Origin of the sequence: Agromyces laixinhei (assembly GCF_006337065.1) — a bacterium.
Lineage (GTDB): Bacteria > Actinomycetota > Actinomycetes > Actinomycetales > Microbacteriaceae > Agromyces > Agromyces laixinhei.
Genome location: NZ_CP040872.1, coordinates 3,167,207 through 3,189,665, shown reverse-complemented (window position 1 = coordinate 3,189,665; position 22,459 = coordinate 3,167,207). Strand labels below are relative to the sequence as shown.

Here is a 22,459-nt window from a genome sequence, read left to right as displayed (position 1 = left end):
GCCGCGGCGTGCGAGACTGCGTCGGTGACGGACATCGAGATGGCGAGCATCGACGGCGGCACCGTCGCCCTGCACGACGCCCGCCGCAAGGCGCGATGGAGCGTCGACCTCGAGCCGTTCGAGATCGGCGTCTACCCGGTGACGCAGGAGCAACTCGGCGAGATGCTCGGCGAGACGGCGACGCATCCGCGCCGCCCGGCAACCGACGTGAGCTGGCTGCGGGCGATTCGCTTCTGCAACGCGGCATCCGAGTGGGAAGGGCTCGAACCGGCCTACACGTATGACGGTGAAGACGTCACCTGGCACGTCGATGCCGACGGGGTTCGCCTGCCGACCGAGGCCGAGTGGGAGCTCGCATGCCGGGCCGGGTCGACTCGGCCGCACTACGGTCCGCTCGAGGAGGTCGCCTGGACGAGCGCCGACGGCGTGACGCATCCGCAGGACGTCGGCGGGAAGCATCCGAATCTCAACGGGCTCTTCGACACGCTCGGCAACGTCTGGGAGTGGTGCTGGGACCTGCTCGACCCGGCTCGCTACGACGCGTACCGCGTGTTTCGCGGCGGCGGATTCGCCGACGATGCGTGGAGCGTGCGGGCGTCGGTGCGCCGGGGCGGAGCACCGCGCATGCACCATGACGACGTCGGGTTCCGTGTCGCTCGCGGCGGCTTCGATGCGACGGATGCCGCGCAGGGCTGGTCTGCGGCGGCCGACCTGGAGCGGGCGGCGATCGATGGGCCGTTGCCGTCGGGGTGGACGCCGCGCAGCTGACCCGGTCATGCGGTCGTCGCATCCGCTGACGCGTGCGCGGTAGCGTGACAACTGATGACTCGCGACGAATCGGAGAGGAAGGCGCGGTTCCTCTCCGCCTACGACGAACAGTTGCGCACCGATGCGGAGACACCGGGTGCGATCAACGTGACTCGGCATGGCCCGCTACGTCTGGTGACCTTTCCCAACGGACGCGGATTCGTCACCTATCAGAACCTCGGTGCGACCGAAGAGCCCGCTCTTCGGCGTCTCGTCTCAGAGGGGTCGACGTATTTCCAGACCGACCCTGAGATCACCAAGGTGGAGTGGAAGACCCGCGCGCACGACACTGCGCCGGGGTTGCACGAGGCGCTGCTGGAACATGGCTTCATGCCGGATGAACCGGAATCGATCATGATCGGCGAGGCGACGGCACTGGCCGTCGACGTTCCGCTGCCTGAGGGGGTGACGTTGCGGCGCGTCACGGAAGAGGCCGACGTTCGCGCGATGAGCGCGGTCGAGGATGCAACGTTCGGTGAACCGGTGTTGAGGGAGACCGCGGATGCCCACCTTCGCCGGCTCGCGCTCCGCGACGGCATGGAACTGTGGGTCGCCGAACTCGGCGGCGAGATCGTATCCGTCGGGCGGCTGGAACCGGTGCGAGGCACCAGCTTCGCCGGAATCTGGGGCGGTGCTACCCGCCCCGAGTGGCGTGGCCGAGGCATCTACCGCGCGTTGACGGCCGCTCGCGCCCGCTCTGCGCTCGCGCTGGGAAAGACACTCATCCACAGCGACTCGACCGAGTTCTCACGTCCGATCCTCGAGCGATCCGGCATGATCAGAGTGTCGACGACGACGCCGTACCTCTGGCGCCGTCAGCCCGCCTGACCGGCTTCTCAGGCCGTCGTCGTCTGCGGGTAGAGTTCGGCACTGAAGGCGCTGAGCTCTTCGAGGCACGTCGCGATGCGGGCGCTGGCGTAGTGCATGCGATCCCACACGCCGAACAGGGTGATGATGAGGTCGCCGCCGGGCGCGGAGATGGGCACAGCAGCGAGGTCGTAGCGCGGGTCATCCGAGAGCACGCAGATGCCGCGGCCCGCGGCCGCGAGCGCCTGGGCGAGGGAGGGTGACGTGGTCTCGACCGCTGCTGTGAACGACAGGCCCGCTCGTGCGGCCGCGGAATCGAGCATCTGGCGCACGCCGAGAGCCCGGCTCATGACGATGAGAGGTTGCCGGGTGAGTTCGGCGATGGGAATGCTCGTACGTGTGGCGAGCGGATGCCCCGTCGGCATCTGCGCCCACAAGTAGGCGTGGCCGAGCACCATCGACTGCAGTTCGGCCGGAGGGATCCGTGTGCCGACCGCGAAGTCGGCGTCGCCGCGCTCGACCGCGGCATAGACATGCTCGGGCATGGCCTCGATGGCGTTGCCGATGATCCCCGTTGCGCCGGCCCGCACGATGTACGGCGAGATCACGTCGGTCACCGTGGTCGGGGCCGCGACCACGGTGAGATCGGGCACGGTCCCGCGTGCAATGGATCGCGCAGTCGAGGCGGCCTGACTGGACCTCGCGAGCAGGTCCTCGGCTACCGGGAGGAATCGACGCCCCGCGGCGGTCAGCGCCAAGCCTCGCGCCGAGCGCTCGAACAGCTCGAACCCGAGGTCGTGCTCCAGGCGCCGGATCTGGCGGCTGAGCGAGGGCTGGGCGACATGCACGACGGCGGCCGCCCCGTGCAGCGTGCCGCTCTCGCAGACCGCAACGAAGTAGCGCAGCAGCCGAAGATCCATCGATACCTCCAGAGCATCACTTTGGCGAGAACTAAGTATTGGCGTGTTATCACCCGATGTCCATAGACTGGCCGAACTTCGCAGCCCCAACTCCCCACAATGCGGTGGCGAACTCATTCCTTGGAGGCAGACATGGCAGTCACTCGAGCGCGAACCCGTCGCGCCCTCACTCTCCTGGCCGTCGGGGCCGCCGGCGTCGTCGGCCTCGCCGGCTGCACCGTCGGGGGTTCCTCGGCGAACACGGATTCGTCGGTGCTCAGCGTCGCGGCGTCGGCCGCGGTCACCACCTGGGACCCGGTTCGCTCCTTCTCTACTGAGGCTCTCTACCTCGGTAACGTCTACGAGCCGCTGCTCTGGAAGAACGCGGAGGGCGCGGCCGAGGAGTTCACCCCCGCCATCGCCGAATCGTGGGAGGTCAGCGACGACGGGCTCACGTGGACCTTCGACATCCGCGAGGGCGCCACCTTCCACGATGGCGAACCAGTAGATGCCGAGGCCGTCGCGGCGAGCATCGAAGCCGCCAAGGATCACGCCGGAGCATCCTTCATCTGGGCGCCGCTCGAAACCATCGAGGCGACCGACGACTCCACCGTCGTCATGCACCTGGCGTACTCGGCGCCGATGGATCTCGTCGCGGCATCCACCTACGGCGCGTGGATCGTCTCGCCGAAGGCCCTCGAGGCCTCGGCCGGGGACGAGCAGTACTTCGAGGTCGGCATCGATGCCGGCACCGGCCCGTACACGGTGAAGTCGTACAGCCCGGGCGAGAAGGTCGTGCTCGAGGCGTACGACGATCACTGGAACGAAGAGGCGCTGCCGCACTACGACATCATCGACATCGCCATCACTCCCGACGCGGTGACCGCGCAGCAGATGCTGACCGCGGGCGAGGTCGACCTCGCGACCAGCCTGCCGCTCGAGAACATCGACACCGTGGCATCAGACCTCGGCTCCGAGGTGCGAACGGCGAACTCGCCCTTCAACTTCGTGGCATTCTTCAACACCACTCGCCCGCCGCTCGACGACCCGAAGGTGCGACAGGCGCTCAGCTACGCGGTGCCGTATGAAGACATCATCGAAGTCGGCGGTGCCGGCTACGGCACGCAAGCACACGGGCCGGTTCCCAAGGGGATCTTCCCGTACTCGGAGGACGTGCCGCAGTACAGCCAGGACCTCGACACGGCGAAGACACTGCTCGCCGAAGCCGGGCATGCCGACGGCTTCACGCTGAACCTCACCTACGCATCCGAGAACTCCGCCGAGGCTCGCTTCGTGCCGCTCATCAAGGACGCCTTCGCGAAGATCGGCGTCACCGTCGAGGTGCGTGCCGAGCTCTTCAACCAGCAATGGGAGAACGCGAAAGCCGATCCGGCGACCGCACAGGACATCTTCGTCGTGTACTACTGGCCGACCTACAGTGACGCAGGTTCCGACAACCTGTACTCGCTCTTCCACTCGAGTGAGGCGCCCTTCTTCAATCTCAGTTACTGGAGCAACGCCGAATACGATGCCCTCGTCGATGAGGCGGGCACCCTGACGGGCAGCGACCGAGATGCAGCGCAGGCGAAGTACGAGGAGGCGATGAACCTGCTCGTGGATCAGGCGCCGGGAATCTTCCTCTACGACGCACAGGCCGTGAGCATCGTGCCGACGGGCCTCGAGGTGGCCGACTTCAATGAGAACTACCCGTTCACCACCTTCTTCGCCCCGATCCGCCCCGCGAACTGAGTTCGCACGGAGCGGTCGGCCGGACCACGCCAGGCCCGGCCGACTGCTCTTCCCATCCGATCCAGGAGTGTTCAATGTTGCGCTTCCTCGCAAGCCGGCTCGGAACCGCGGTGCTCGTGCTCTTCGTGCTCACGCTCGTCGTGTTCGTGCTCTCGCGAGTCATCCCGGGTGACCCGGCGGTCGTGTACGCCGGCCCCAAAGCCCCACCCGAGGAGCTCGCCCGCATCAGTGAGAAGCTGGGCTTCGACCAGCCCCTCTTCGTGCAGTACTTCACCTATCTCGGCGGGCTGGTCACCGGCGACTGGGGCAACTCCCTCGCGACGAAGCAACCCGTGCTCGACGAACTCGCCACCCGCCTGCCGGCCACGCTCGAGTTGTTGTTCGCGGCACTGCTCATCGCGGTGGTCTTCGGCATCGTGCTCGGCGTCGTCGCCGCGAAGCGACCGGGCAAGGCGCTCGACGGCGCCATCCGGTTCCTTGCCATCGGCGGGGTCTCGATGCCCGCATTCTGGCTCGGCCTGCTGCTGCAGGTGCTCTTCGTCGGCCGGCTCGGCTGGCTGCCCGCGACCGGTCAGTTCAGCACCGAGGTCGAGTACGTCTCGCCGATCGCCCACGTCACGGGGTTCCCGCTCTTCGACAGTGTGATCACCGGCAACTGGGTCGCGTACGGCGACGGGCTCGCGCACCTCATACTTCCCGCTCTCACGCTCGCGGCCTATCCGCTCGGGCTCATCGCGCGGATGACTCGCGCATCGATGCTCGAGGTGCTCGGCCAGGACTACGTCTTCACCGCGAGCGCCTTCGGTCTGCGCAGCGGAATCATCCGCTGGAAGCTCGCGCTCAAGAACGCGCTGCCGCCCACGATGACGATCATCGGCCTGGCCGCTGCTTACACCTTGACCGGCACCTTCTTCGTCGAGGTCGTCTTCAACTGGCCCGGCATCGGGCAGTTCGCGGTCAACGCGATGCTGGCGGTCGACTATCCCGCCATCATGGCGATCACCCTGCTCGGCGCAGCGGGCTACCTGATCGCGAATCTGGTCGTCGACCTGATCCAGGCCCGGCTCGACCCGAGGGTGAGGCTCTCATGACCGCGACCACCGCACTGCCCGCGTTCGTCCCCATGGGCGGCAGCACCATCGGCCGCATCGCCCGGGTGCTGCGCACCGACCGCCTCGCCGCGCTCGGTCTCGCCCTCATCGTGCTCGTCGTCGTGCTCGCCGTCTTCGGCCCGTGGATCGCGCCGTTCCCGGCCCAGGGCTACGGCGAGACCAGCGTGGTCGACCGCAACCTCGCGCCGAGCACGCTGCACTGGTTCGGCACCGACCAACTCGGCCGCGACATCCTGAGCCGCGTCATCATCGGTTCGGCCCCGGCGCTCACCATCTCGCTCCTGGTGGTGGCGATCGCAGCCCTGATCGGTATTCCGCTCGGAGCCATCGCCGGCTACCGAGGCGGATGGCTCGACGACGTGCTGATGCGGGTCACCGAGATCTTCCAGGCCTTCCCGCCACTGCTGCTCGCGATGGTCACCGTCGCCATTCTCGGGCCGAGCCTCACCAACGCCGGCCTCGCGCTCGCCATCTGCTGGTGGCCCTGGTACGCCAGGCTGGTGCGCGCCGAAGCGAGGTCACTGCGCGATCGCCCGTTCGTCGAAGCCGCACGTTCGGCAGGGGTGCCCGCGTGGCGGATCCTGCCCCGCCACATCCTGCGAAACTGCATGACGCCCGTGCTCGTACAGGCCACCGTCGATGTCGGCGCCGTCGTGCTGGCCGCCGGCTCACTCGCCTTCATCGGCCTCGGCGCACAGCCGCCGGCACCCGATTGGGGGCTCATGGTCGCCGAGGGCCGCGGCCAGATCTTCACCGCGTGGTGGATCTCGACGTTCCCCGGTCTCGCCATCTTCGTCACCGTGCTCGGCTTCAATCTGCTCGGCGACTCGCTCCGCGACTTCTTCGACCCTCGGCAGGTGAAACGATGACCCAACTTCTCCACATCGACGACCTCGAGATCGCGTTCGAGGAGCGCGGGGCGCTCACCAACCGGCCGGTGCGGGGCATCACTCTCTCGATCGCATCACGGGAGGTCGTCGGCATCGTCGGTGAGACCGGGTGCGGTAAGAGCCTCACCGGGCTCGCGGTGCTGGGCCTGCTGCCGAACGGCGCCGTGCCGAGCGGGCGTGTCCTGCTCGACGGAATCGAGCAGCCGTACGACGGCAGCGGGTCCGCACGAGGCGACGTGATCTCCATCGTGTTCCAGAACCCCGGTACTGCGTTCAATCCCGTCTTCACACTCGGCGAGCAGATGCGCGACGTGGTCGCACGGCACCGCCGGCTCGGCCGTGCTGCGTCGACGGCTCACATCCTCGAATACCTCGGGCAGGTCGGACTGCCCGACCCCGAGCGCATCTTCCGCAGCTACCCGCACGAACTCTCGGGCGGCATGTTGCAGCGCGCGATGATCGCGATGGCGCTGCTCTGCGAACCTCGTCTGCTCATCCTCGACGAACCCACGACCGCGCTCGACGTGACCATCGCCAAGCAGATCCTCGACCTCATCCTGTCGCTGCGTGACCGCTTCGGGTTCGGCGTGCTGCTCATCACCCACAACCTCGGTGTCGTGCGCGAGGTGTGCGACCGCGTCGCCGTGCTCTACGCCGGTCGGGTCGTCGAGAGCGGACCCACCGACGCGGTGCTGAAGGCGCCGGCCCATCCGTACACCAGGGGACTGCTCGGCGCGCTCCCGGCCAGGCACGTTCCCGGCCAGCCGCTCGAGGCGATTCCCGGCACGGTGCCGGGAAATCTGCTCGGACTCGCCGGCTGCTCCTTTCGGGATCGCTGCCCCCTCGCGATCGACCGCTGCGCCGAGATCGACCCGGGGCTCGAACCCATCGCCCCGCTCCACGAGGCGGCCTGCATCCGAGCAGGTGCACGATGAGCGCGATGCTGACCGTCGAGAAGATGGTGATGGTCTACAAGGCTCACGGGAGCCAGGTTCGCGCCGTCGACGGTGTCTCGTTCGATGTCGAGGCCGGCACCACATTCGGCCTCGTCGGCGAGTCGGGGTCGGGCAAGAGCACGGTGGCCCGCTGTGCGCTGAGGCTCGTCGAACCCACGTCGGGGGAGTCCCGCATCGACGGCACAGCGCTCGGTCCGCTGCGGGGCCGTGCGCTGCGGTCACTCCGCGCCCGCACCGGAATGGTCTTCCAGAATCCCGGCGCCGCCCTCAACCCGCGGCTCACGATCGAGCAATCGATCGCCGAGCCGCTGCGCACCCATACCGAACTGCGTGGCCGGGCCCTCGCCCAGCGCACCCGCGAACTGCTCGACGAGGTCGGTCTCACCGCCGCGCACGGAGAACGGTTGCCGCACCAACTCTCGGGCGGCCAGTGCCAGCGCGTCGGCATCGCGCGTGCCCTCGCCACTCGGCCGAGGCTGCTCGTGCTCGACGAGCCGACGAGCGCGCTCGACGTCTCAGTGCAGGCGCAGGTGCTCAACCTGTTGCAGGAACTGCGTCGAGAGCACTCGCTCAGCTACCTGCTCATCTCGCACGACCTCGATGTCGTGCGGTATATGAGCGATACCGCCGGGGTGATGCGCAACGGAGCGCTCGTCGAGGTCGGGCCCGCCTCAGACGTGCTCGTGCATCCTGCGCACGAGTACACGCAGCGACTCCTCGCCGCCATGCCCGAAACCCCTGGTGCCGTGCCACTCCACGAGCTCCGCACCGAATCGACCGCCTCCAGCGAGAACAGGATCCTGTCGTGACCTCCCTGCTGCCGACGGGTTCCGCCCGCACCGCCCACACGCCGCGATTTCCGGATGCCGAACCCGGTGAACCGAGTCTCGAGACGTGGCAGGACGCTCCCTACAATCGGTGGGCGTTCGCACACGTGGCCGAGATCGTGCCGACCGCGCCGATCTCTCACCGCTCATCGGTGCAGACAGCGCACGCCGGTCATGGCCTGAACGCGTTGCTCGGCTCGCTTCCCGATCTCGAGCACCGCCTCGACGAGAGCTACACCGACGCGCTCGTCGTCGTTCGCGGGGGCAGGGTCATCGCCGATCACTATCGAGACGGCTTCACGCCGCACACGCCCCACCTGTTGATGAGCGTCTCGAAGTCGATCTGCGGGCTGACCGTGGGAACCCTTGTCGACGACGGCCTCATCGATCCGTCGCAGCGCGTCGACCACTACGTTCCCGCCCTCGCGGGCAGCGCCTACGGCGACGCGACCGTGCAGCACGTGCTCGACATGACCGTCGATGTCGACTACGACGAGGACTACCGCAACCCCTCCTCGCACGTGCAGTCCCAGGATCGGGTGGCCGGATGGCGGCCCCGGCTCGCCGGAGACCCGGCCGACACCTACGCCTTCCTCGCTACGCTGCGCGGCGGCGCGCGGCACGGCGAACGGTTCAAGTACTGCTCGGCGGGCACCGACGTGCTCGCGTGGATCGTCGAGAACGTCACCGGTCTTCGCTACGCCGACGCGGTGTCGCAGCGGTTGTGGTCGCGGCTCGGCTGCGAGCACGACGCGAGCATCACGGTCGACCCGGGCGGGTTCGGCTTCGCCAACGGCGGCATCTCGTGCACCGTGCGAGACCTCGCCCGCGTCGGCGAGCTCATGCTCGGCGAGGGCGTCATCGCCGGCGACCGGATCGTCTCAGCCGAGTGGATTCGCCGCACTCGCGCCGGCGGAGACCCCGCGGCCGCGACCGGTACGGCCTTCCAGCGCGTGCACGCCGGTGGATCGTACGCGAACCAATGGTGGATCACCGGCAGCGACCGCGGCGACTACTACGCGGTCGGCATCCACGGTCAGTTCATCTGGGTCGACCCCGCGAGCCACACCGTCGTCGCGAAGTTCTCATCGTGGCCCGAGCCGGTCACCGAAGCGTGGAACCGGCTGCACGCCGAGCTCTTCCGCGACATCTGCCTCGCTGGGGGCTGACCAGGAGCCCGCCAGAACGACCGCGTACTCGCCAGAATGCCCGCAGCGTGGGAATCTGTGTGCATGGGCGAAGAGGCTCCGAAAGCCCGTCATGCCGGCGCACAGACCGCAGCACGCCCCGTGAGGTTCGTGCTCGGTGCCTACAACACCGAGCACGCCGTGTACGGGTTCGTGCTCGTCACGGCTCTCGTCGCCGTGGGGTGGAAGTTCGACACCGACCTCGAGGTGCTGCTCTTCATCGTCGGCACGGTCGGCGTGTTCTGGTTGACGCATGTCTACGCCGTCGTCGTCGCGAGCCGGCGCACGGCGCATGGCCGTGCGATTCCGATCGGCAGTGCAATCACGCGCTCCGCACTGCATTCCGTCGGGATGCTGCTGGCGATGCTGCTGCCCGTGCTGGTGCTCGCGCTCGCAACGCTGGGATGGGTCGACCAGTATGTCGCGTACTACATCGCACTGTGGATCGGCATCGTCAGTCTCGCGGTCATCGGCTGGATCAATTCAGAGCGCAACCGCGGCCCCTGGTACGCGCGGTTGCTGAGCTCGGTGATCACGATGGTTCTCGGGCTTGCGGTCATCTGGTTGAGCTCGTTCGTGCACTGAGCGAACGATGCGCTACACGCCGACGTCGTCGAACTCACGCCGCAGGTATTTCGGAGCCTGAACGCGCCACGCCTCCGTCACGAGCTCGGCGAGATGCTCCTCGTCGATGCCGGCAAGGCGGAATGCGACCTTCGGCTCGCCCCAGGTCGTCGTGGTGCGGAGAAAGACGGCTGGCGCCATCTCGACCAGAGCGAGCGCGTCGAACGTGTCGGCGACCTTCACCCCGACGACGAGTTCGGCCGCGATGATCTCGCGCATGTCGGCAGGGATGCTCGGCCACGGATGGCACTCCCACGCGTACAGCTTGCCGCGAACGAACCACGCGGCACCGCCCGTGGTCGCACGCTCTTCGCTGCCGGGCAGCGTGAGAGCGGTACGCCGCAGGTCGTCGAAGGTGGCCACGACGTGAGCATAAGCCGCACCGCAGACACGCTTGCGACGGGCGGCACGGCCCCGCGCCGCCGGCCCCCCAATACTGGGGGAGCGTCGTGGTTCAGAGCGTCTCGCTGCATCTGTCAGGGTGAACGGATGTCCACAACACCGCCACTTCCGGGGCAGCAGCCGGAACCAACTTCACAACCAGTCTCACCGTACGGTGCTCCGCCGAGCGGGCAGCCGTACGGCACTTCGGCCGTCGTAGTGCAGCAGCACGGTGCAGCACCGCAGTACGAGCCGCCGGCACCGGCACCGGCAGCGTCGAAGACGAACGGCCTCGGAATCGCCGCGATCGCCCTCGGTGGTGTCGGCCTGCTGCTCGCGTTCATTCCGATCATCGGTGCATTCGGCGGGTTTCTCGGGTTCGTCGGCCTCGTGCTCAGTGTGATCGGCTTGTTCCTGAAGAACAAGTCGAAGCTGCTGGCCATCATCGGAACATCCCTGTCGGGCTTGGCCCTGATCCTTTCGATCGTCATGGGATTCGTGTACGCGGCAGCGTTCGTCGCCGCCGTCGACGAGGCGACCGGTGTGGACGCACCGGCCGTTGTCGAGGAAGGCGACGACGTCGCCGAAGCGCCCGCGGAAGGGGCATCTGCTGGGGACGAACTCGGCGCGCGCGACAACCCGGCACCGTTCGGCTCGACCGTGGCCATCGACACGTTCGAAGGCCCGGTGTGGGAGGTCACTGCGGCGGCGCCGACCCTCGACGCCACCGCAGATGTGAAGGCCGCGAACCAGTTCAACGCCGACCCCGCACCAGGCAACGTGTACGCGATCCTGCCGGTGACGGTGACATACCTCGGTGATGATTCCGGCCGACCGTTCGAGCTGCAGTTCACCTACGTGAGCCCCGCCGGTCAGTCGTACGAGGGCGCGTTCGTCGTGATGGACGGTCAACTTTCGGATGTCGCCGAGCTCTACAAGGATGCAAGCGGCACCGGCAACGTCATCATCGAGATCCCGGCCGAGGGTGCCGCCGGCGGCGTCTGGGGTGTCGAGTACATCTTTGCCGAAACCCCGATCTTCTTCGGCAACGCTCGATAGTCCGCGAAGGATGGCGTCAAGGGCCGGGTCGCTGACGCGATCCGGCCCTTGCAGTAGGCCCGGCGAGGGCGCGACTACGCGACGGCGGTACCTTCGAGTTCGACCATCTGGCCGGGGATCGCGAGCCGCGTCACCCCGAGCATCGTGGTCGCCGGGGCGACGCCCGCGGCACCCAGCCGGGCCGCCAGCACGCCGTAGTGCGGAAACAGCGCATCGACGTCGGTGGTGTAGACGTTGAGCCGCACGAGGTTCGCCAGCGACATGCCGGCCTCGGCGAGCACGGCTTCGAGATTGTCCACGGCGAGTCCCAGTTGCGCGGCGATGTCCCCGTCGTGCTCGGGTCGGCCGTCGCCGCTCATCGCGGTCTGCCCCGAGATGTACAAGGTCCGGGAGTGCCCGGAGACGACCTCGCCCTGGTTGAATCCCATCTCCAGCGACCAGGTCACCGGGTTGACTGCTGTTCGTTCCATCGTCATTCCAATCGTTGCACGCGCCTGCTCTGCGGCGGGTCTGTTGTCGCCGTCTTCGACGCCACGTGAGACCAGCCTTCCCGCAAATCACGACACCTTGTGTCGTGTTTGTTTGCGAGAATGGAACCATGCGTGCCGATCGGTTGGTCTCGCTGGCGCTGCTGCTCCGCCAGCGCGGGCGGATGACCGCGGGTGAGCTGGCCGCCGAGCTGGAAGTGTCGGTTCGCACCGTGCTGCGCGACATCGACGCATTGTCCACTGCAGGCGTTCCGGTCTACGCCGACCGCGGCCGACATGGCGGCTTCTCGCTGCTGCCCGGCTTCCGCACCGAGCTCGCCGGGCTGAACCACGACGAGGGCCTGGCCCTCCTGACCGCTGGGTCGGGGCGCGCGGAACAGGCGTTCGGCCTCGGTACGGCGCTCGCCTCGGCCATGCGCAAGATCGTCGATGCCCTGCCCGAAGGCCATCGGGCCAGCGTGGGCGACGCCGCCCAGCGGTTCCTCGTCGAGCCGAAGACCGATCTGCTCTCGCGTCGACTCGTCGCCGAGGAGGTGGTCGGCACGGTGATGAAGACGGCCCGCGGTGCGGTGCTCAGGGGGCGCAAGCTGCGATTCCACTACGCCGCACCAGACACGACGCCGCGCTGGCACGCCGTGGACCCGATCGGCCTGGTCACCGTTCGTGACCGCACCTACCTGTTGGCGGCCAAGTCCGGTGAGGACCGCACCTACCGACTGTCGCGGATGCTGGAGGCCGAAGAACTCCCCGAACCTGCCGAACGCCCGGGCCAGGTCGACCTCGATCGCATCTGGGCCGAACGCAGCGCGCGCTTCCTCTCGGAAGATCACATCCCGGTGCTGGTCAGAGTCGCGCCCGGGCGCCGAGAAGAGCTGCTGAACACCGCACGTGCCGTTCGGGCGGAGGAACCCGAAGCCGACGGCTGGGTTCGGCTGAACGTGACCTTCGAGGATCTCCGGCACGCGGTATGGGCGGTGTGGCAGCTCGACACCGACGCCGAGGCCCTCGCCCCAGACGCGTTGCGTGACGCCCTGCATGAGCGCGCAGCCGCCCTCGCCCATCGCTACGACGAATCGAGGTTCGCGATCCCAGCGGTCGTGACAGCTGACGTGGGGCGAGCAGCCCTCGTCGCTACTCCACGAGCTTGCCCGCCACCGAGACCTCACGCATGAGCGCGGCGATCTCCTCGGGGATGGGTGGGATCTCCTCGCGGGTCACCCCGGCCGAGGGCGACCAGACCAGGTTCACCTGCAGCGAATCATCCGTCTTGGGGTGGTCGCTGCGGTTGTGGCAGCCGCGGGTCTCGCGGCGCTCCAATGCGGCCGACATCGTGGCTCGGGCAGCGAGCGCGGCCGACTTCAGATCGAAGGCGTGCGCGAGATCCTGGTACCCGGCGATGTCGGGATGCACGCCGACATCCGCCATGCGGGCCTCGATGGCGTCGAGCTCGGCGAGCCCGGTGAGGAGCCCCTGCTCGTCGCGCACGACGCCGGCATGCTCGGTCATGGTGTCGCGGATCGCGCGCTGCAGGGCGCGCACGTTCTCGGGCCCGTCGGATGCGAGGAGCTCGTCGATCTCGTCGCGCGCCGCCTGCACCGCGTCGGCCGAGCGCCGCTGCGTGTCCAACGAGCCGGCGTAGGCCGCAGCAGCCCGGCCCACGATGCGTCCGAAGACGAGCAGTTCGATGAGCGAGTTGCCGCCGAGTCGGTTGGCGCCGTGCAGGCCGCTGGATGCCTCGCCGATGGCGTAGAGCCCGGGGACATCCGTGCCGTGGTCGTCTGGTCGCACCCACACGCCGCCCATCGAATAGTGCGCGGTCGGCGCGATCTCGATCGGCTGCTTCGTGATGTCGAGCATCTGCAGCTCGAGCATGGTCTGGTAGACGCGGGGGAGGCGCTGCATGATCGTCTCACGGGGAAGGTGCGAGACATCCAGCCAGACACCGCCATTGGGGGTTCCGCGCCCCTCCTTGATTTCGGTGTAGCAGGCCAGCGCCACGCGGTCGCGCGTGGAGAGCTCGAGTCGCTCGGGGTCGTACTTGTGCATGAAGCGCTCGCCGAGGCCATTGGTGAGGATGCCGCCCTCGCCGCGTGCCGCCTCGCTGATGAGGGTGCCGGCCGCGTTCTCGGGCTCGATGATGCCCGACGGGTGGAACTGCACGAGCTCCGGGTCGCGGAGGCGCCCGCCGGCCTCGACGGCGAGGCGGAACGAGTCGCCGGTGTTCTCGTCGCGCCGTGACGAGGTGCGCCGCCAGATGCGGGTGTGGCCGCCCGCGGCGAGGATCACGGCATCGGCGTGGATGAGGTAGCGCGTGCCGTCGTCGAGGTCGAAGCCGTAGGCGCCGAAGACCGCGCCGTCGTCGTTCACGAGGATGCGGGTCACGTAGACCGTGTCGAGGATCGGCACGTCGAGTTGCGCGGCCCGGTTGACGAGGGTGCGCTGGATCTCGAGCCCCGTGTAGTCGCCCGCGAACGCCGTGCGGCGGTAGGAGTGGGCGCCGAAGAATCGCTGCGAGATGCGGCCGTCGTCTTCGCGGGCGAACGGCATGCCGTAGCGCTCGAGGTCTTCGATGCCGCGGGCCGCACCAGAGGTGACGATCTCCACCGTGTGCGGGTTCGCGAGCAGGTAACTCTCTTTCAGGGTGTCGGCGGCGTGCTGCTGCCAGCTGTCGTCGGCATCCATCGTGGCGAGGGCGGCGTTGATGCCGCCGGCCGCGAGCGAGGTGTGGGCGTCGGATTTCGGGCGCTTGCCGAGGGCGAGCACGTCGACGCCCGCCTCGGCGAGTTCGATCGCGGCGCGCAGGCCTGATCCACCGGTGCCGATCACGAGCACGGTCGTAGAGATCTGGCGCTCTGACGTCGTGCTGCCTGAAGCGGTGCTGCCTGAAGCGGTGCTGCCTGAAGCGGTGCTGCCTGAACTACTCATGCGCTCCACGCTAGGTTCGGCCGTCGGATTACTCCAATGCATATAAGACGTTATGATGATGCGCGGAGGCTATCGATATGAATCTCGAGCAGCTGCGCAGCTTCGTCGAGGTGGCCCGGTTCGGCAACTTCACCCGCGCCGCCGAAGAGCTCTACCTCGCCCAGCCCTCGCTGAGCCGCCAGATCGCCGCGCTCGAACACGATCTCGGTACCCAGCTGTTCCATCGTGCCCGGGGCGGCAGCACGCTGACGATCGCCGGGGAGTCTCTGCTGCCGCTCGCGCGCCGCATGCTCGCCGACGCCGAATCAGTCCGGCGCGAATTGGCCGAACTCGCCGGTCTCGAGCGCGGCCGGGTGCGACTCGGCGCGACGCCCACCCTGTGCATCAGCCTCGTCGCCGAGGTGCTCAGCGCTTTCCATGCGGAGCATCCGGCCATCGAACTGCACCTCTCCGAACAGGGGTCGCGCCGACTACTCGACGAACTCGCCGGCGGCGAACTCGACCTGGCACTGATCACGACGACGGATGCCGTGCCGGCCGAACGATTCACCGTGACGCCCTTGCTCGTCGAAGAGCTCGTGGTGATCTCCTCGGCCGACAGGCCGCCCGTCACGTCCGGTGACACCATCGAGTTCGCGGATGTCGCGGCGCTGCCGCAGATCGTCTTCAGCTCGAGCTATGACCTGCGCAGGGCCACCGATGCCGCCTTCGCCGCCGCCGATCTGACACCTGAAGCGGTGCTCGAGGGTGCCGAGATGGATGCCGTGCTGCGCTTCGTCGAACGCGGGCTCGGGGTCGCGATCGTGCCCGCGATGGTGCTCATCGATCGCCCCGGGCTGCGATCGGTGCGGCTCGCGGCGACGGCGCCCGGGCGGAGGCCGCTCGAGCGCACGATCAGCGTCGCCCGCCCCGCCGACGTCGCACCGGCCGCGGCGGTCGACGTCATGCGGCACACGATCACCGCGAGCGCCACCGCGTTCGCGGCGAGGGCCGGCGCGACCATGCGGCTCGCCGGCGCGACGACTGCGGCCCGTTGAGGCCAGACTCGTGGAATGGCGATCTCGAAGAACGACCTCATCCACCTGCGCCGGGCGATCGGGCTCGCGAGGGAGGCGGTCGACTCGGGCGACGAACCGTTCGGATCGGTGCTCGTCGATGCCGCCGGCGCCGAACGGTTCGCCGATCGCAACCGCGAAGAGAGCACCGGCGACCCGACGCGGCATCCGGAACTCGAGATCGTTCGCTGGGCCGTCGCGCATCTCACGCCCGAAGAACGATCGGCGGCAACCGTGTACACGTCGGGGGAGCATTGCGCGATGTGCTCGGCAGCGCATGCGTGGGCGGGCCTCGGCCGCATCGTCTACGCCGCGTCGGCGGAGCAGATCGCCGGGTGGCGCCGGGCCGCCGGCGGCGGGTCGTCGGCGGTGGCAGTGCTGCCGATCACGACGGTCGCCCCGGCGCTGATCGTTGACGGACCAGTCGATCAGTTCGCGGGCGAAGTGCACACGCTCATCGTGCGTTCCATCTCGTAAGGTCGCCCGCCCGGATCGCCCCCGCGCTCAGTTCGCGCGCGGATGCGCGGCGGCGATCAGCCGGTGCAGCGCGTCGCGCGTGCGCTCGAGCTCGTCGACCGGCAGTCCGAGTCGTTCGATGATCTGCGGCGGCACCGCGAGGCATTCGGCGCGAAGCGCCCGCCCGGTATCGGTGAGTTCGATCGAGAGTGCTCGTTCGTCGGTCGTGCTGCGTGCTCGCGTGACGAAGCCCGCGGACTCGAGGCGCTTCACGATCGGGGTCAGCGTCGCGGACTCGAGCATCAACTCCGCGCCGAGCCCGCCGAGGGTGCGCGGGCTCTGCTCCCAGAGTGCGAGCATGACGAGGTACTGCGGGTGCGTCAGCCCGAGCGGTTCGAGCACCGGGCGGTAGAGGGCGATCACGTTGCGGGATGCCACCGCGAGCGCGAAGCACACCTGCTGATCCAGTTGCAGCAGGTCGCCGGTCGTGACCTGGGACCCGCTCGTCGTCTCGCTCATCGGCCGGGGCAGATCAGGTGCGTGGGCGAGTTGGCGTCACCGCGCTGCACGACGTGGTCTGCCATCGGCCGGCCGCAGATCGGACACCTGGGATTCGCGGGCGGCTCGTAGGGCGCCTCGGTCTTGCCATGCCCGATGCCCACTTGGGCGGGGCCGGTGAACGTGTAGACGATGCGGTTCAGCCGGTTCCAGAACCCCCGGCGGCCGGCGAACGGATTCATTTCATTGGGCACGAATAGTTAGTGTACTACACATTTCTCCGAGACGCGGATGCCCCAGCCACTCGTCTGCCCTTCCCTGTCAACCCGTTCCGCCGAGCAGATGCGCTCGATACGCTGTGCATGCAGGCGAAGAGAGGAACTCTCATGACGATCAACGATGACGACATCACCCGCGAGCCTGGCGCCGAGGGCGAAGGCACTGCCGACGGCGGCGCCAACCCCACGGGCCACGACGGTGGTGCCGACGGTTCCGCGGCCGAAGGCGAGGGCGTTACCGACGGCGGCGCCAACCCCGGCGGCCACGATGGCGGCGCCGACGGATCAGCGGCTGCGGGCGAGGGTACCGCCGACGGCGGTGCGAACCCCGGTGGCCACGATGGCGGCGCCGACGGCTCGGCGTAGTGACCGGCCACGAGCGCGGGTCGAGCAGTCGGCCCGCGCTTTCGCGCTGCATCCGGGTCTCGCCTGACGAATTCGGCCTGCGGTACTGGGGCCGCGAGCCGTTGCTCTCCACGGCCGCCGACCTCGAGCGCGGCTTCGGCGACCTCTTCTCTGCAGCCGCCGTCGACGAACTCGTCACGCGGCGCGGGGTGCGCACCCCGTTCATCCGCATGGCGAACGAGGGCTCGGTGCTCTCGGCGTCCGACTACACCGCGTCGGGCGGCTTCGGCGCCGAGATCCCCGACCAGGTCTCGAGCGACAAGGTGCTCGCCGAGTTCGCGGGCGGCGCGACGATCGTGTTGCAGGGGCTGCACCGGCTGTGGCCGCCGATCATCGACTTCACGCGCGAACTCGTCGACGACCTCGGGCACCCGGCGCAGGTGAACGCCTACGTCACCCCGCCGTCGTCGCGGGGATTCGACCCGCACTACGACACCCACGACGTGTTCGTGCTGCAGATCTCGGGCGAGAAGCACTGGCGCATCCACGCGCCGGTGCTGGTCGACCCGCTGCGCAGCCAGCCGTGGGACCAGCACCGAGCCGCCGTCGCACGCGCGGCCACGGGCGAACCAGAGATCGACGCGGTGCTGCGACCCGGAGACGCGCTGTACCTGCCGCGCGGATGGATCCATTCGGCGACGGCGCTCGGCGCGACATCCGTGCACCTGACCATCGGCATGGCCGCCTACACGCGCGCCGACCTCGCCGACGCACTGCTCCGGCAACTCGGCGACAACGCCGAGTTGCGCGCGTCGCTGCCGCTCGGCCTCGACCTGCACGACTCCGAGGCGCTCGCGCCGATCGTCGCGCAGACGGTGCAGGCGCTCGTCGAGACACTGCAGCAGACGGATGCCTCGCGGCCGGTCGCCGTGCTCAGTGCTCGCTTCGGCGCCGAGACCCGCGCAGAACCGGTCGCGCCGCTCGCGACCGTCGAGGCGCTCGCAGCGCTGGACGGGTCGACGCCCGTGCGGTGGCGCGAGTCGCTGCCGGTTCGCGTCACGACGATCGACGACCGGGTGCGCATCGTGGCGCGCACGAAGACGCTGTCGCTTCCGGTCGAGGCGGAGCCGGCCGTGCTCCGGCTCGCAACGGGCGATACCGTCTCGGCTGACGAGCTGCCGGGGCTCGACGCCGAGAGCGCGGTCGTCGTCGTGCGCCGGCTCGTGCGCGAGGGCTTCGTGGTGGCTCCGGCGTGACACTGGCGGCCGAGCACTGGGCGCCGTGCAGCGATCGCGCCCGAGAGCGGAACGATCCGCTCGTCGGCACCGGCCCGCGCGGCTTGCGCTGGTTCCTCATCGAGGTGGTGGGAAGCTGGGGCCAGAACGCGCTGCTCGACGAGCCGTTCGACCGAGAACTCGGTCGCGCCCTGGTGCGGCGCATCGAGGCGGCCGGCATGCGACCCCTCGCGATCCGCCGCACCGGCCGGCGCCGCACTCCGGCCGCGCAGCGGTGGGCGATCGTCGATTCGCGGCCCGGTCGCGAGAGCGTCGTGTGGGGAGAGGCGGCGGATGCCGCGGCATTGCTCGACGTGCCGCTCGACGGATCCACCGGCACCCCATCGACACGGCCCGTCTATTGCGTCTGCACTCATGCCAGGCACGACCAGTGCTGCGCCGTGCGCGGTCGCCGGGTGATCACCGCGCTCGCCGAGGCTCGCCCCGACGAGGCCTGGGAGTGCTCGCATCTCGGCGGCGACCGCTTCGCCGGCACCATGGTGGTCTTTCCGCACGGGCTCTACTACGGCTACGCAGACGACGGCGACCCCGTGCGCATCGCCGATGCCTTCGACGACGGGCGTCTCGTGCCCGAGCGATACCGCGGGCGCAGCTCGCTGACGCATCCGGTGCAGGCCGCCCAGCACTTCGCGCGCGAGGCGTGGGGCGACGATCGGATCGGGTCGTTCGCGCCGATCGCCGAGGAGGCCGCCGACGCCGGCTGGCGCGTTCGGCTCGCGAGCGGCGCAGGCGGCGACATCGTGGTCGAGCTGGAGGAGACCCGCTCCGAACCCCTGTTGTCGACGTGCGCCGCGACGCGCTTCGTGCGCGTGCGCCAGTACGCGCTGCGTTCGATCACGTAGACGGGGCGCCCGCCCACTGCCGCAGCCCGCCGTCCGCCGCGGGCCTGTGCACTCCGAGTGCGGCGATCACGGCACGCGAGTACGCTGAGCAGGCGGGGAGATCGACGCCGGGCTTCGAGCGAGCCGGCGACCGACCCCCGCGGGCACCCTGAACCACCGCCCGAACGGAGCGAGACACCGATGTCCTGGAACGACGACTTCGACGCCGACGAGTACGGCGAGCGTCGTCCGAGCGGTACCCGGGCGACGAAGTTGCAGCTCGTGCGCCGCGGCGCCGGCATCATCGGTCTCGTGGCGGGGGCCACAGCCCTCGTGATCGGGGTCGTCTACGCGGTGAACGTCGTCGGCATGGCGACCAACCCCGACGGGTTCGCCGCACCAGACGCCTACGGCCCCGCCGTGGCGATGCCGCCCGTGACGACGCCCGACGGCCACGACTACAACGAGCAGCTCGAGGGCAACACCGAGCAGACCGATGAGCCGACCGACCTTCCCGACGCGATGCCGGCATCGGTGCCGTCGGTCGACCCGGAGTGGATCGCGCGAGTCGCCGCGGCCACGGGCATTCCCGAGCGCGCGTTGACGGCGTATGCACTCGCCCACGTCTTGATCTCCGAGGAGGAGGCCGAGTGCGGCCTCGAGTGGGCCACGATCGCCGCCATCGGCAGCATCGAATCAGATCACGGAAGCCACGGCGCCTCGAAGCTCGACGAGAGCGGCAACAGCCGGCCCGCGATCATCGGCAGGGCCCTCGATGGCAACGGCGTGGCGACGATCGCCGACACCGACGGCGGCGAGCTCGACGGTGACCCCACGTGGGATCGCGCGGTCGGGCCGATGCAGTTCATCCCCTCCACCTGGGCGAAATGGGCCGCCGACGCGAACGGCGACGGCGCGGCCGACCCGCACCAGATCGACGACGCCGCCCTCACGACGGCCCGCTACCTCTGCGCATCGGGTCCGATGCTCAGCTCCGAGGGGTGGCGGGCCGCCGTCTACTCGTACAACCACGACAACGACTACGTCGACCAGGTCGCGAAGGTCGCGCGCGAGTTCGCCGACGCGGCCGGTTGAGCCGGCGTCGTCAGCTCAGACGCGCACTCCGCGGACCGACGCGTCGCCGAGCGCGGCGGCGTCGAGCGCGAACAGGTCGCGCGAGCCGGCGGTGGCCGCGCCGACGAGGCCCGCGGCCTGCGGCAGCAGCTGCTCGGCGTAGAACCGGGCCAGCGGCAGCTGCGTCTCGGCGATGCCGTCGTCATCGAGTCCGCGAGCGGCGAGCGCCGACTTCGCCATGAGCCATCCGCCCACGACGAGGCCCCAGATGCGCTGGTAGGGCGTCGAGCCCGAGAGCACGGCGTTCGGGTCGGTCGCGCCGGTGCGGAGCATCCACGCCGTCGTCTGCTCGAGCGCGTCGAGCTGGGCATTCAGCTGCGTGCGGATCGACGCGAATTCGTCGCCGGCCGCAGCGAGCTCGCCGTCGAGTTCGCGCATGGTGGCGATGAACTCGAGCACGGATGCCCCGTCGCGCACGGGGAGCTTGCGTCCGACGAGGTCGGCGGCCTGGATGCCGTTCGTGCCCTCGTAGATCGCGGCGATGCGCACGTCACGGTAGTGCTGTGCGGCGCCGGTCTCTTCGATGAAGCCCATGCCGCCGTGGATCTGCAGCGCGAGCGAGGTGAGCTCGTTGCCGAGGTCGGTGCCGAACGACTTGCAGATCGGGGTCAGCAGACCCACGATCTCGTCGGCACGAGCGCGGGTCGCGGAGTCGGGGTTGTGGGTCGACTGGTCGGTATAGCTCGCCGTCAGCAGCATCATGCGTCGCATGGCGGCGATGTATGCCTTCTGCGTCATGAGCATGCGCCGCACGTCGGGGAAGTCGATGATGGGAGAGTCCTGAGCTGCGCCGATGGCGCGGCCCTGGATGCGCTCCTGCGCGTAGTCGAGCGACTGCTGGTAGGCGCGCTCGGCCACGGCGAGTCCCTGCATGCCCACCGAGAGCCGGGCGCTGTTCATCATGACGAACATGATGCGCATGCCGATGTTCTCGGCGCCGACGAGGTAGCCGGTCGCGTCTTCATACGACAGCACGCACGTGGGCGAACCGTGGATGCCCATCTTGTGCTCGACGCCGACGGTGTGCACGCCGTTGCGCTCGCCGAGTGAGCCGTCTTCGTTCACTAGGAACTTCGGCACGATGAAGATCGAGATGCCCTTCGTGCCGGCCGGCGCGTCAGGCGTGCGTGCGAGCACGAGGTGCACGATCTGCTCGCTGAGGTCGTGGTCGCCGAAGGTGATGAAGATCTTCTGGCCCGAGATGGCGTAGGTGCCGTCTTCGCGCTTCACGGCCTTCGTGGTGAGCGCGCCCACGTCGGAGCCGGCGTGCGGCTCGGTGAGGTTCATGGTGCCGGCCCATTCACCCGTGACCATCTTCGGCAGCCACTGCTGCTTCTGCTCGTCGGTGCCGTAGTGCAGCAGCGCCTCGATCGCACCCTGCGTGAGCAGCGGCGCGAGAGCGAAGGCCATGTTCGCGGTCGTCGTGAGCTCCTGGATGGCGAGGCCGACCGAGCGCGGGAACCCGCCGCCGCCGTACTCCTCGGGCAGCGGCACCGATCCCCATCCGGCGTCGACGTAGGCGGAGTACGCCTCCTTGAATCCCGTCGGCGTGGTGACGGTGCCGTCGGCGTTCAGCTTCGAACCCTCGAGGTCGCCGGCACGGTTGGTGGGAGCCACCATCTCGGCCATGAAGCTGCCGACCTCGTCGAGCACCTCTGAGACCGTCTCGAAGTCGGCGTGCTCGTATCCGGGCAGCTGCGCGACGGCGTCGTAGTCGACGACATGCTCGAGGGTGAAGGCGATATCTGCAACGGGGGGTCGGAATCCACTCATGCCCGCAGCGTAACCCGGCACGCTCGGGGGCATCCCGAACTGTGCGGGTTCCACGATCGCGACCGGCGGTTGCGCGAGCTGGTTTGGCGCCAC

Annotated in this window: 24 protein-coding genes; 17 read left to right on the top strand and 7 right to left on the bottom strand. The window is 69.0% G+C overall.

Annotation, left to right across the window (positions count from 1 at the left end):
* The first annotated feature begins 24 nt into the window (after nucleotides 1-24).
* Both FHG54_RS15155 and FHG54_RS15150 read left to right on the top strand, forming a co-directional pair.
* Nucleotides 25-768 carry a formylglycine-generating enzyme family protein gene (locus tag FHG54_RS15155; RefSeq protein ID WP_198169750.1) on the top strand — a complete coding sequence of 248 codons (744 nt, stop codon included), beginning with the start codon at nucleotides 25-27 and terminating at the stop codon, nucleotides 766-768.
* A gap of 54 nt (nucleotides 769-822) precedes the next feature.
* Entirely contained in the window at nucleotides 823-1,635 is an 813-nt protein-coding gene (locus FHG54_RS15150) for a GNAT family N-acetyltransferase (protein ID WP_139418006.1), read from the top strand.
* A gap of 8 nt (nucleotides 1,636-1,643) precedes the next feature.
* On the opposite strand, the gene FHG54_RS15145 is transcribed toward FHG54_RS15150, so the two are convergent.
* Entirely contained in the window at nucleotides 1,644-2,534 is an 891-nt protein-coding gene (locus tag FHG54_RS15145) for a LysR family transcriptional regulator (protein WP_168197201.1), read from the bottom strand.
* A 132-nt stretch (nucleotides 2,535-2,666) separates the two neighbouring features.
* On the opposite strand from FHG54_RS15145, the gene FHG54_RS15140 reads away from it, so the two are divergent.
* The 7 genes from FHG54_RS15140 (at nucleotide 2,667) to FHG54_RS15110 (ending at nucleotide 9,819) form a co-directional block, all read left to right on the top strand.
* A complete protein-coding gene (locus FHG54_RS15140) occupies nucleotides 2,667-4,262 on the top strand; it encodes an ABC transporter substrate-binding protein (RefSeq protein WP_168197200.1) in 1,596 nt (531 codons plus the stop codon).
* 74 nt (nucleotides 4,263-4,336) lie between these two features.
* Nucleotides 4,337-5,353 (top strand): ABC transporter permease, encoded by a 1,017-nt coding sequence (locus tag FHG54_RS15135; protein ID WP_139418003.1) that lies wholly within the window; start codon nucleotides 4,337-4,339, stop codon nucleotides 5,351-5,353.
* Nucleotides 5,350-6,243, top strand: coding sequence for an ABC transporter permease (locus FHG54_RS15130; RefSeq protein ID WP_139418002.1), 894 nt, complete (start codon nucleotides 5,350-5,352; stop codon nucleotides 6,241-6,243). The genes FHG54_RS15135 and FHG54_RS15130 overlap by 4 nt, the downstream gene beginning before the upstream one ends.
* On the top strand, nucleotides 6,240-7,199 hold the full coding sequence (locus FHG54_RS15125; protein WP_139418001.1) for an ABC transporter ATP-binding protein: 960 nt from the start codon (nucleotides 6,240-6,242) through the stop codon (nucleotides 7,197-7,199). Before FHG54_RS15130 ends, FHG54_RS15125 begins: the two co-directional genes overlap by 4 nt.
* Nucleotides 7,196-8,029 (top strand): ATP-binding cassette domain-containing protein, encoded by an 834-nt coding sequence (locus tag FHG54_RS15120; protein ID WP_139418000.1) that lies wholly within the window; start codon nucleotides 7,196-7,198, stop codon nucleotides 8,027-8,029. The genes FHG54_RS15125 and FHG54_RS15120 overlap by 4 nt, the downstream gene beginning before the upstream one ends.
* On the top strand, nucleotides 8,026-9,216 hold the full coding sequence (locus tag FHG54_RS15115) for a serine hydrolase domain-containing protein (RefSeq protein WP_139417999.1): 1,191 nt from the start codon (nucleotides 8,026-8,028) through the stop codon (nucleotides 9,214-9,216). Before FHG54_RS15120 ends, FHG54_RS15115 begins: the two co-directional genes overlap by 4 nt.
* Nucleotides 9,217-9,279: 63 nt before the next feature.
* Nucleotides 9,280-9,819, top strand: a complete 540-nt coding sequence (locus tag FHG54_RS15110; protein ID WP_139417998.1) for a hypothetical protein — start codon at nucleotides 9,280-9,282, stop codon at nucleotides 9,817-9,819.
* Between the two features lie 12 nt (nucleotides 9,820-9,831).
* Here FHG54_RS15110 and FHG54_RS15105 read toward each other — a convergent pair whose 3' ends face one another.
* Nucleotides 9,832-10,221 (bottom strand): MmcQ/YjbR family DNA-binding protein, encoded by a 390-nt coding sequence (locus FHG54_RS15105; RefSeq protein ID WP_139417997.1) that lies wholly within the window; start codon nucleotides 10,219-10,221, stop codon nucleotides 9,832-9,834.
* 237 nt (nucleotides 10,222-10,458) lie between these two features.
* On the opposite strand from FHG54_RS15105, the gene FHG54_RS15100 reads away from it, so the two are divergent.
* Nucleotides 10,459-11,298, top strand: a complete 840-nt coding sequence (locus FHG54_RS15100) for a DUF4190 domain-containing protein (protein WP_139417996.1) — start codon at nucleotides 10,459-10,461, stop codon at nucleotides 11,296-11,298.
* A gap of 74 nt (nucleotides 11,299-11,372) precedes the next feature.
* Here FHG54_RS15100 and FHG54_RS15095 read toward each other — a convergent pair whose 3' ends face one another.
* Nucleotides 11,373-11,768: a RidA family protein gene (locus FHG54_RS15095; protein WP_139417995.1), complete on the bottom strand. Its 396-nt coding sequence runs from the start codon at nucleotides 11,766-11,768 to the stop codon at nucleotides 11,373-11,375.
* A 65-nt stretch (nucleotides 11,769-11,833) separates the two neighbouring features.
* Between FHG54_RS15095 and FHG54_RS15090 the strand changes: the two genes are divergently transcribed.
* Nucleotides 11,834-12,958 (top strand): helix-turn-helix transcriptional regulator, encoded by a 1,125-nt coding sequence (locus tag FHG54_RS15090; protein WP_233437800.1) that lies wholly within the window; start codon nucleotides 11,834-11,836, stop codon nucleotides 12,956-12,958.
* Here the strand turns inward: FHG54_RS15090 and FHG54_RS15085 are convergent.
* Nucleotides 12,918-14,711, bottom strand: coding sequence for an L-aspartate oxidase (locus FHG54_RS15085; RefSeq protein WP_233437799.1), 1,794 nt, complete (start codon nucleotides 14,709-14,711; stop codon nucleotides 12,918-12,920). The genes FHG54_RS15090 and FHG54_RS15085 overlap by 41 nt on opposite strands.
* A 77-nt stretch (nucleotides 14,712-14,788) precedes the next feature.
* Between FHG54_RS15085 and FHG54_RS15080 the strand changes: the two genes are divergently transcribed.
* The gene (locus FHG54_RS15080) at nucleotides 14,789-15,748 is read left to right on the top strand and encodes a LysR family transcriptional regulator (protein WP_139417994.1); all 960 of its coding nucleotides are present in this window, start codon (nucleotides 14,789-14,791) and stop codon (nucleotides 15,746-15,748) included.
* Nucleotides 15,749-15,763: 15 nt separating this feature from the next.
* A complete protein-coding gene (locus FHG54_RS15075) occupies nucleotides 15,764-16,243 on the top strand; it encodes a nucleoside deaminase (RefSeq protein WP_139417993.1) in 480 nt (159 codons plus the stop codon).
* A gap of 27 nt (nucleotides 16,244-16,270) precedes the next feature.
* On the opposite strand, the gene FHG54_RS15070 is transcribed toward FHG54_RS15075, so the two are convergent.
* Nucleotides 16,271-16,741: a MarR family winged helix-turn-helix transcriptional regulator gene (locus tag FHG54_RS15070; protein ID WP_139417992.1), complete on the bottom strand. Its 471-nt coding sequence runs from the start codon at nucleotides 16,739-16,741 to the stop codon at nucleotides 16,271-16,273.
* Nucleotides 16,738-16,974, bottom strand: a complete 237-nt coding sequence (locus tag FHG54_RS15065; RefSeq protein ID WP_233437798.1) for a hypothetical protein — start codon at nucleotides 16,972-16,974, stop codon at nucleotides 16,738-16,740. Before FHG54_RS15065 ends, FHG54_RS15070 begins: the two co-directional genes overlap by 4 nt.
* Before the next feature lie 132 nt (nucleotides 16,975-17,106).
* Between FHG54_RS15065 and FHG54_RS15060 the strand changes: the two genes are divergently transcribed.
* The 4 genes from FHG54_RS15060 (at nucleotide 17,107) to FHG54_RS15045 (ending at nucleotide 20,554) form a co-directional block, all read left to right on the top strand.
* Nucleotides 17,107-17,364: a BatC protein gene (locus FHG54_RS15060; RefSeq protein WP_139417991.1), complete on the top strand. Its 258-nt coding sequence runs from the start codon at nucleotides 17,107-17,109 to the stop codon at nucleotides 17,362-17,364.
* Nucleotides 17,364-18,599: a cupin domain-containing protein gene (locus FHG54_RS15055; RefSeq protein WP_139417990.1), complete on the top strand. Its 1,236-nt coding sequence runs from the start codon at nucleotides 17,364-17,366 to the stop codon at nucleotides 18,597-18,599. The genes FHG54_RS15060 and FHG54_RS15055 overlap by 1 nt, the downstream gene beginning before the upstream one ends.
* Nucleotides 18,596-19,480 carry a sucrase ferredoxin gene (locus tag FHG54_RS16850; protein ID WP_233437797.1) on the top strand — a complete coding sequence of 295 codons (885 nt, stop codon included), beginning with the start codon at nucleotides 18,596-18,598 and terminating at the stop codon, nucleotides 19,478-19,480. Before FHG54_RS15055 ends, FHG54_RS16850 begins: the two co-directional genes overlap by 4 nt.
* Before the next feature lie 180 nt (nucleotides 19,481-19,660).
* The gene (locus FHG54_RS15045; protein ID WP_232331503.1) at nucleotides 19,661-20,554 is read left to right on the top strand and encodes a lytic murein transglycosylase; all 894 of its coding nucleotides are present in this window, start codon (nucleotides 19,661-19,663) and stop codon (nucleotides 20,552-20,554) included.
* Nucleotides 20,555-20,569: 15 nt separating this feature from the next.
* Here the strand turns inward: FHG54_RS15045 and FHG54_RS15040 are convergent, their stop codons facing one another.
* Nucleotides 20,570-22,366 carry an acyl-CoA dehydrogenase gene (locus FHG54_RS15040; RefSeq protein WP_139417989.1) on the bottom strand — a complete coding sequence of 599 codons (1,797 nt, stop codon included), beginning with the start codon at nucleotides 22,364-22,366 and terminating at the stop codon, nucleotides 20,570-20,572.
* Nucleotides 22,367-22,459 lie beyond the last annotated feature (93 nt).

Coding starts and splice junctions, on each gene's coding strand:
- FHG54_RS15075 (WP_139417993.1), top strand. CDS start 15,764: ATGGCGATCTCGAAGAACGACCTCATCCACCTGCGCCGGGCGATCGGG.
- FHG54_RS15045 (WP_232331503.1), top strand. CDS start 19,661: ATGTCCTGGAACGACGACTTCGACGCCGACGAGTACGGCGAGCGTCGT.
- FHG54_RS15140 (WP_168197200.1), top strand. CDS start 2,667: ATGGCAGTCACTCGAGCGCGAACCCGTCGCGCCCTCACTCTCCTGGCC.
- FHG54_RS15085 (WP_233437799.1), bottom strand. CDS start 14,711: ATGAGTAGTTCAGGCAGCACCGCTTCAGGCAGCACCGCTTCAGGCAGC.
- FHG54_RS15110 (WP_139417998.1), top strand. CDS start 9,280: ATGGGCGAAGAGGCTCCGAAAGCCCGTCATGCCGGCGCACAGACCGCA.
- FHG54_RS15150 (WP_139418006.1), top strand. CDS start 823: ATGACTCGCGACGAATCGGAGAGGAAGGCGCGGTTCCTCTCCGCCTAC.
- FHG54_RS15070 (WP_139417992.1), bottom strand. CDS start 16,741: ATGAGCGAGACGACGAGCGGGTCCCAGGTCACGACCGGCGACCTGCTG.
- FHG54_RS15040 (WP_139417989.1), bottom strand. CDS start 22,366: ATGAGTGGATTCCGACCCCCCGTTGCAGATATCGCCTTCACCCTCGAG.
- FHG54_RS15130 (WP_139418002.1), top strand. CDS start 5,350: ATGACCGCGACCACCGCACTGCCCGCGTTCGTCCCCATGGGCGGCAGC.
- FHG54_RS15095 (WP_139417995.1), bottom strand. CDS start 11,768: ATGGAACGAACAGCAGTCAACCCGGTGACCTGGTCGCTGGAGATGGGA.
- FHG54_RS15080 (WP_139417994.1), top strand. CDS start 14,789: ATGAATCTCGAGCAGCTGCGCAGCTTCGTCGAGGTGGCCCGGTTCGGC.
- FHG54_RS15060 (WP_139417991.1), top strand. CDS start 17,107: ATGACGATCAACGATGACGACATCACCCGCGAGCCTGGCGCCGAGGGC.
- FHG54_RS15125 (WP_139418001.1), top strand. CDS start 6,240: ATGACCCAACTTCTCCACATCGACGACCTCGAGATCGCGTTCGAGGAG.
- FHG54_RS15135 (WP_139418003.1), top strand. CDS start 4,337: ATGTTGCGCTTCCTCGCAAGCCGGCTCGGAACCGCGGTGCTCGTGCTC.
- FHG54_RS15120 (WP_139418000.1), top strand. CDS start 7,196: ATGAGCGCGATGCTGACCGTCGAGAAGATGGTGATGGTCTACAAGGCT.
- FHG54_RS15145 (WP_168197201.1), bottom strand. CDS start 2,534: ATGGATCTTCGGCTGCTGCGCTACTTCGTTGCGGTCTGCGAGAGCGGC.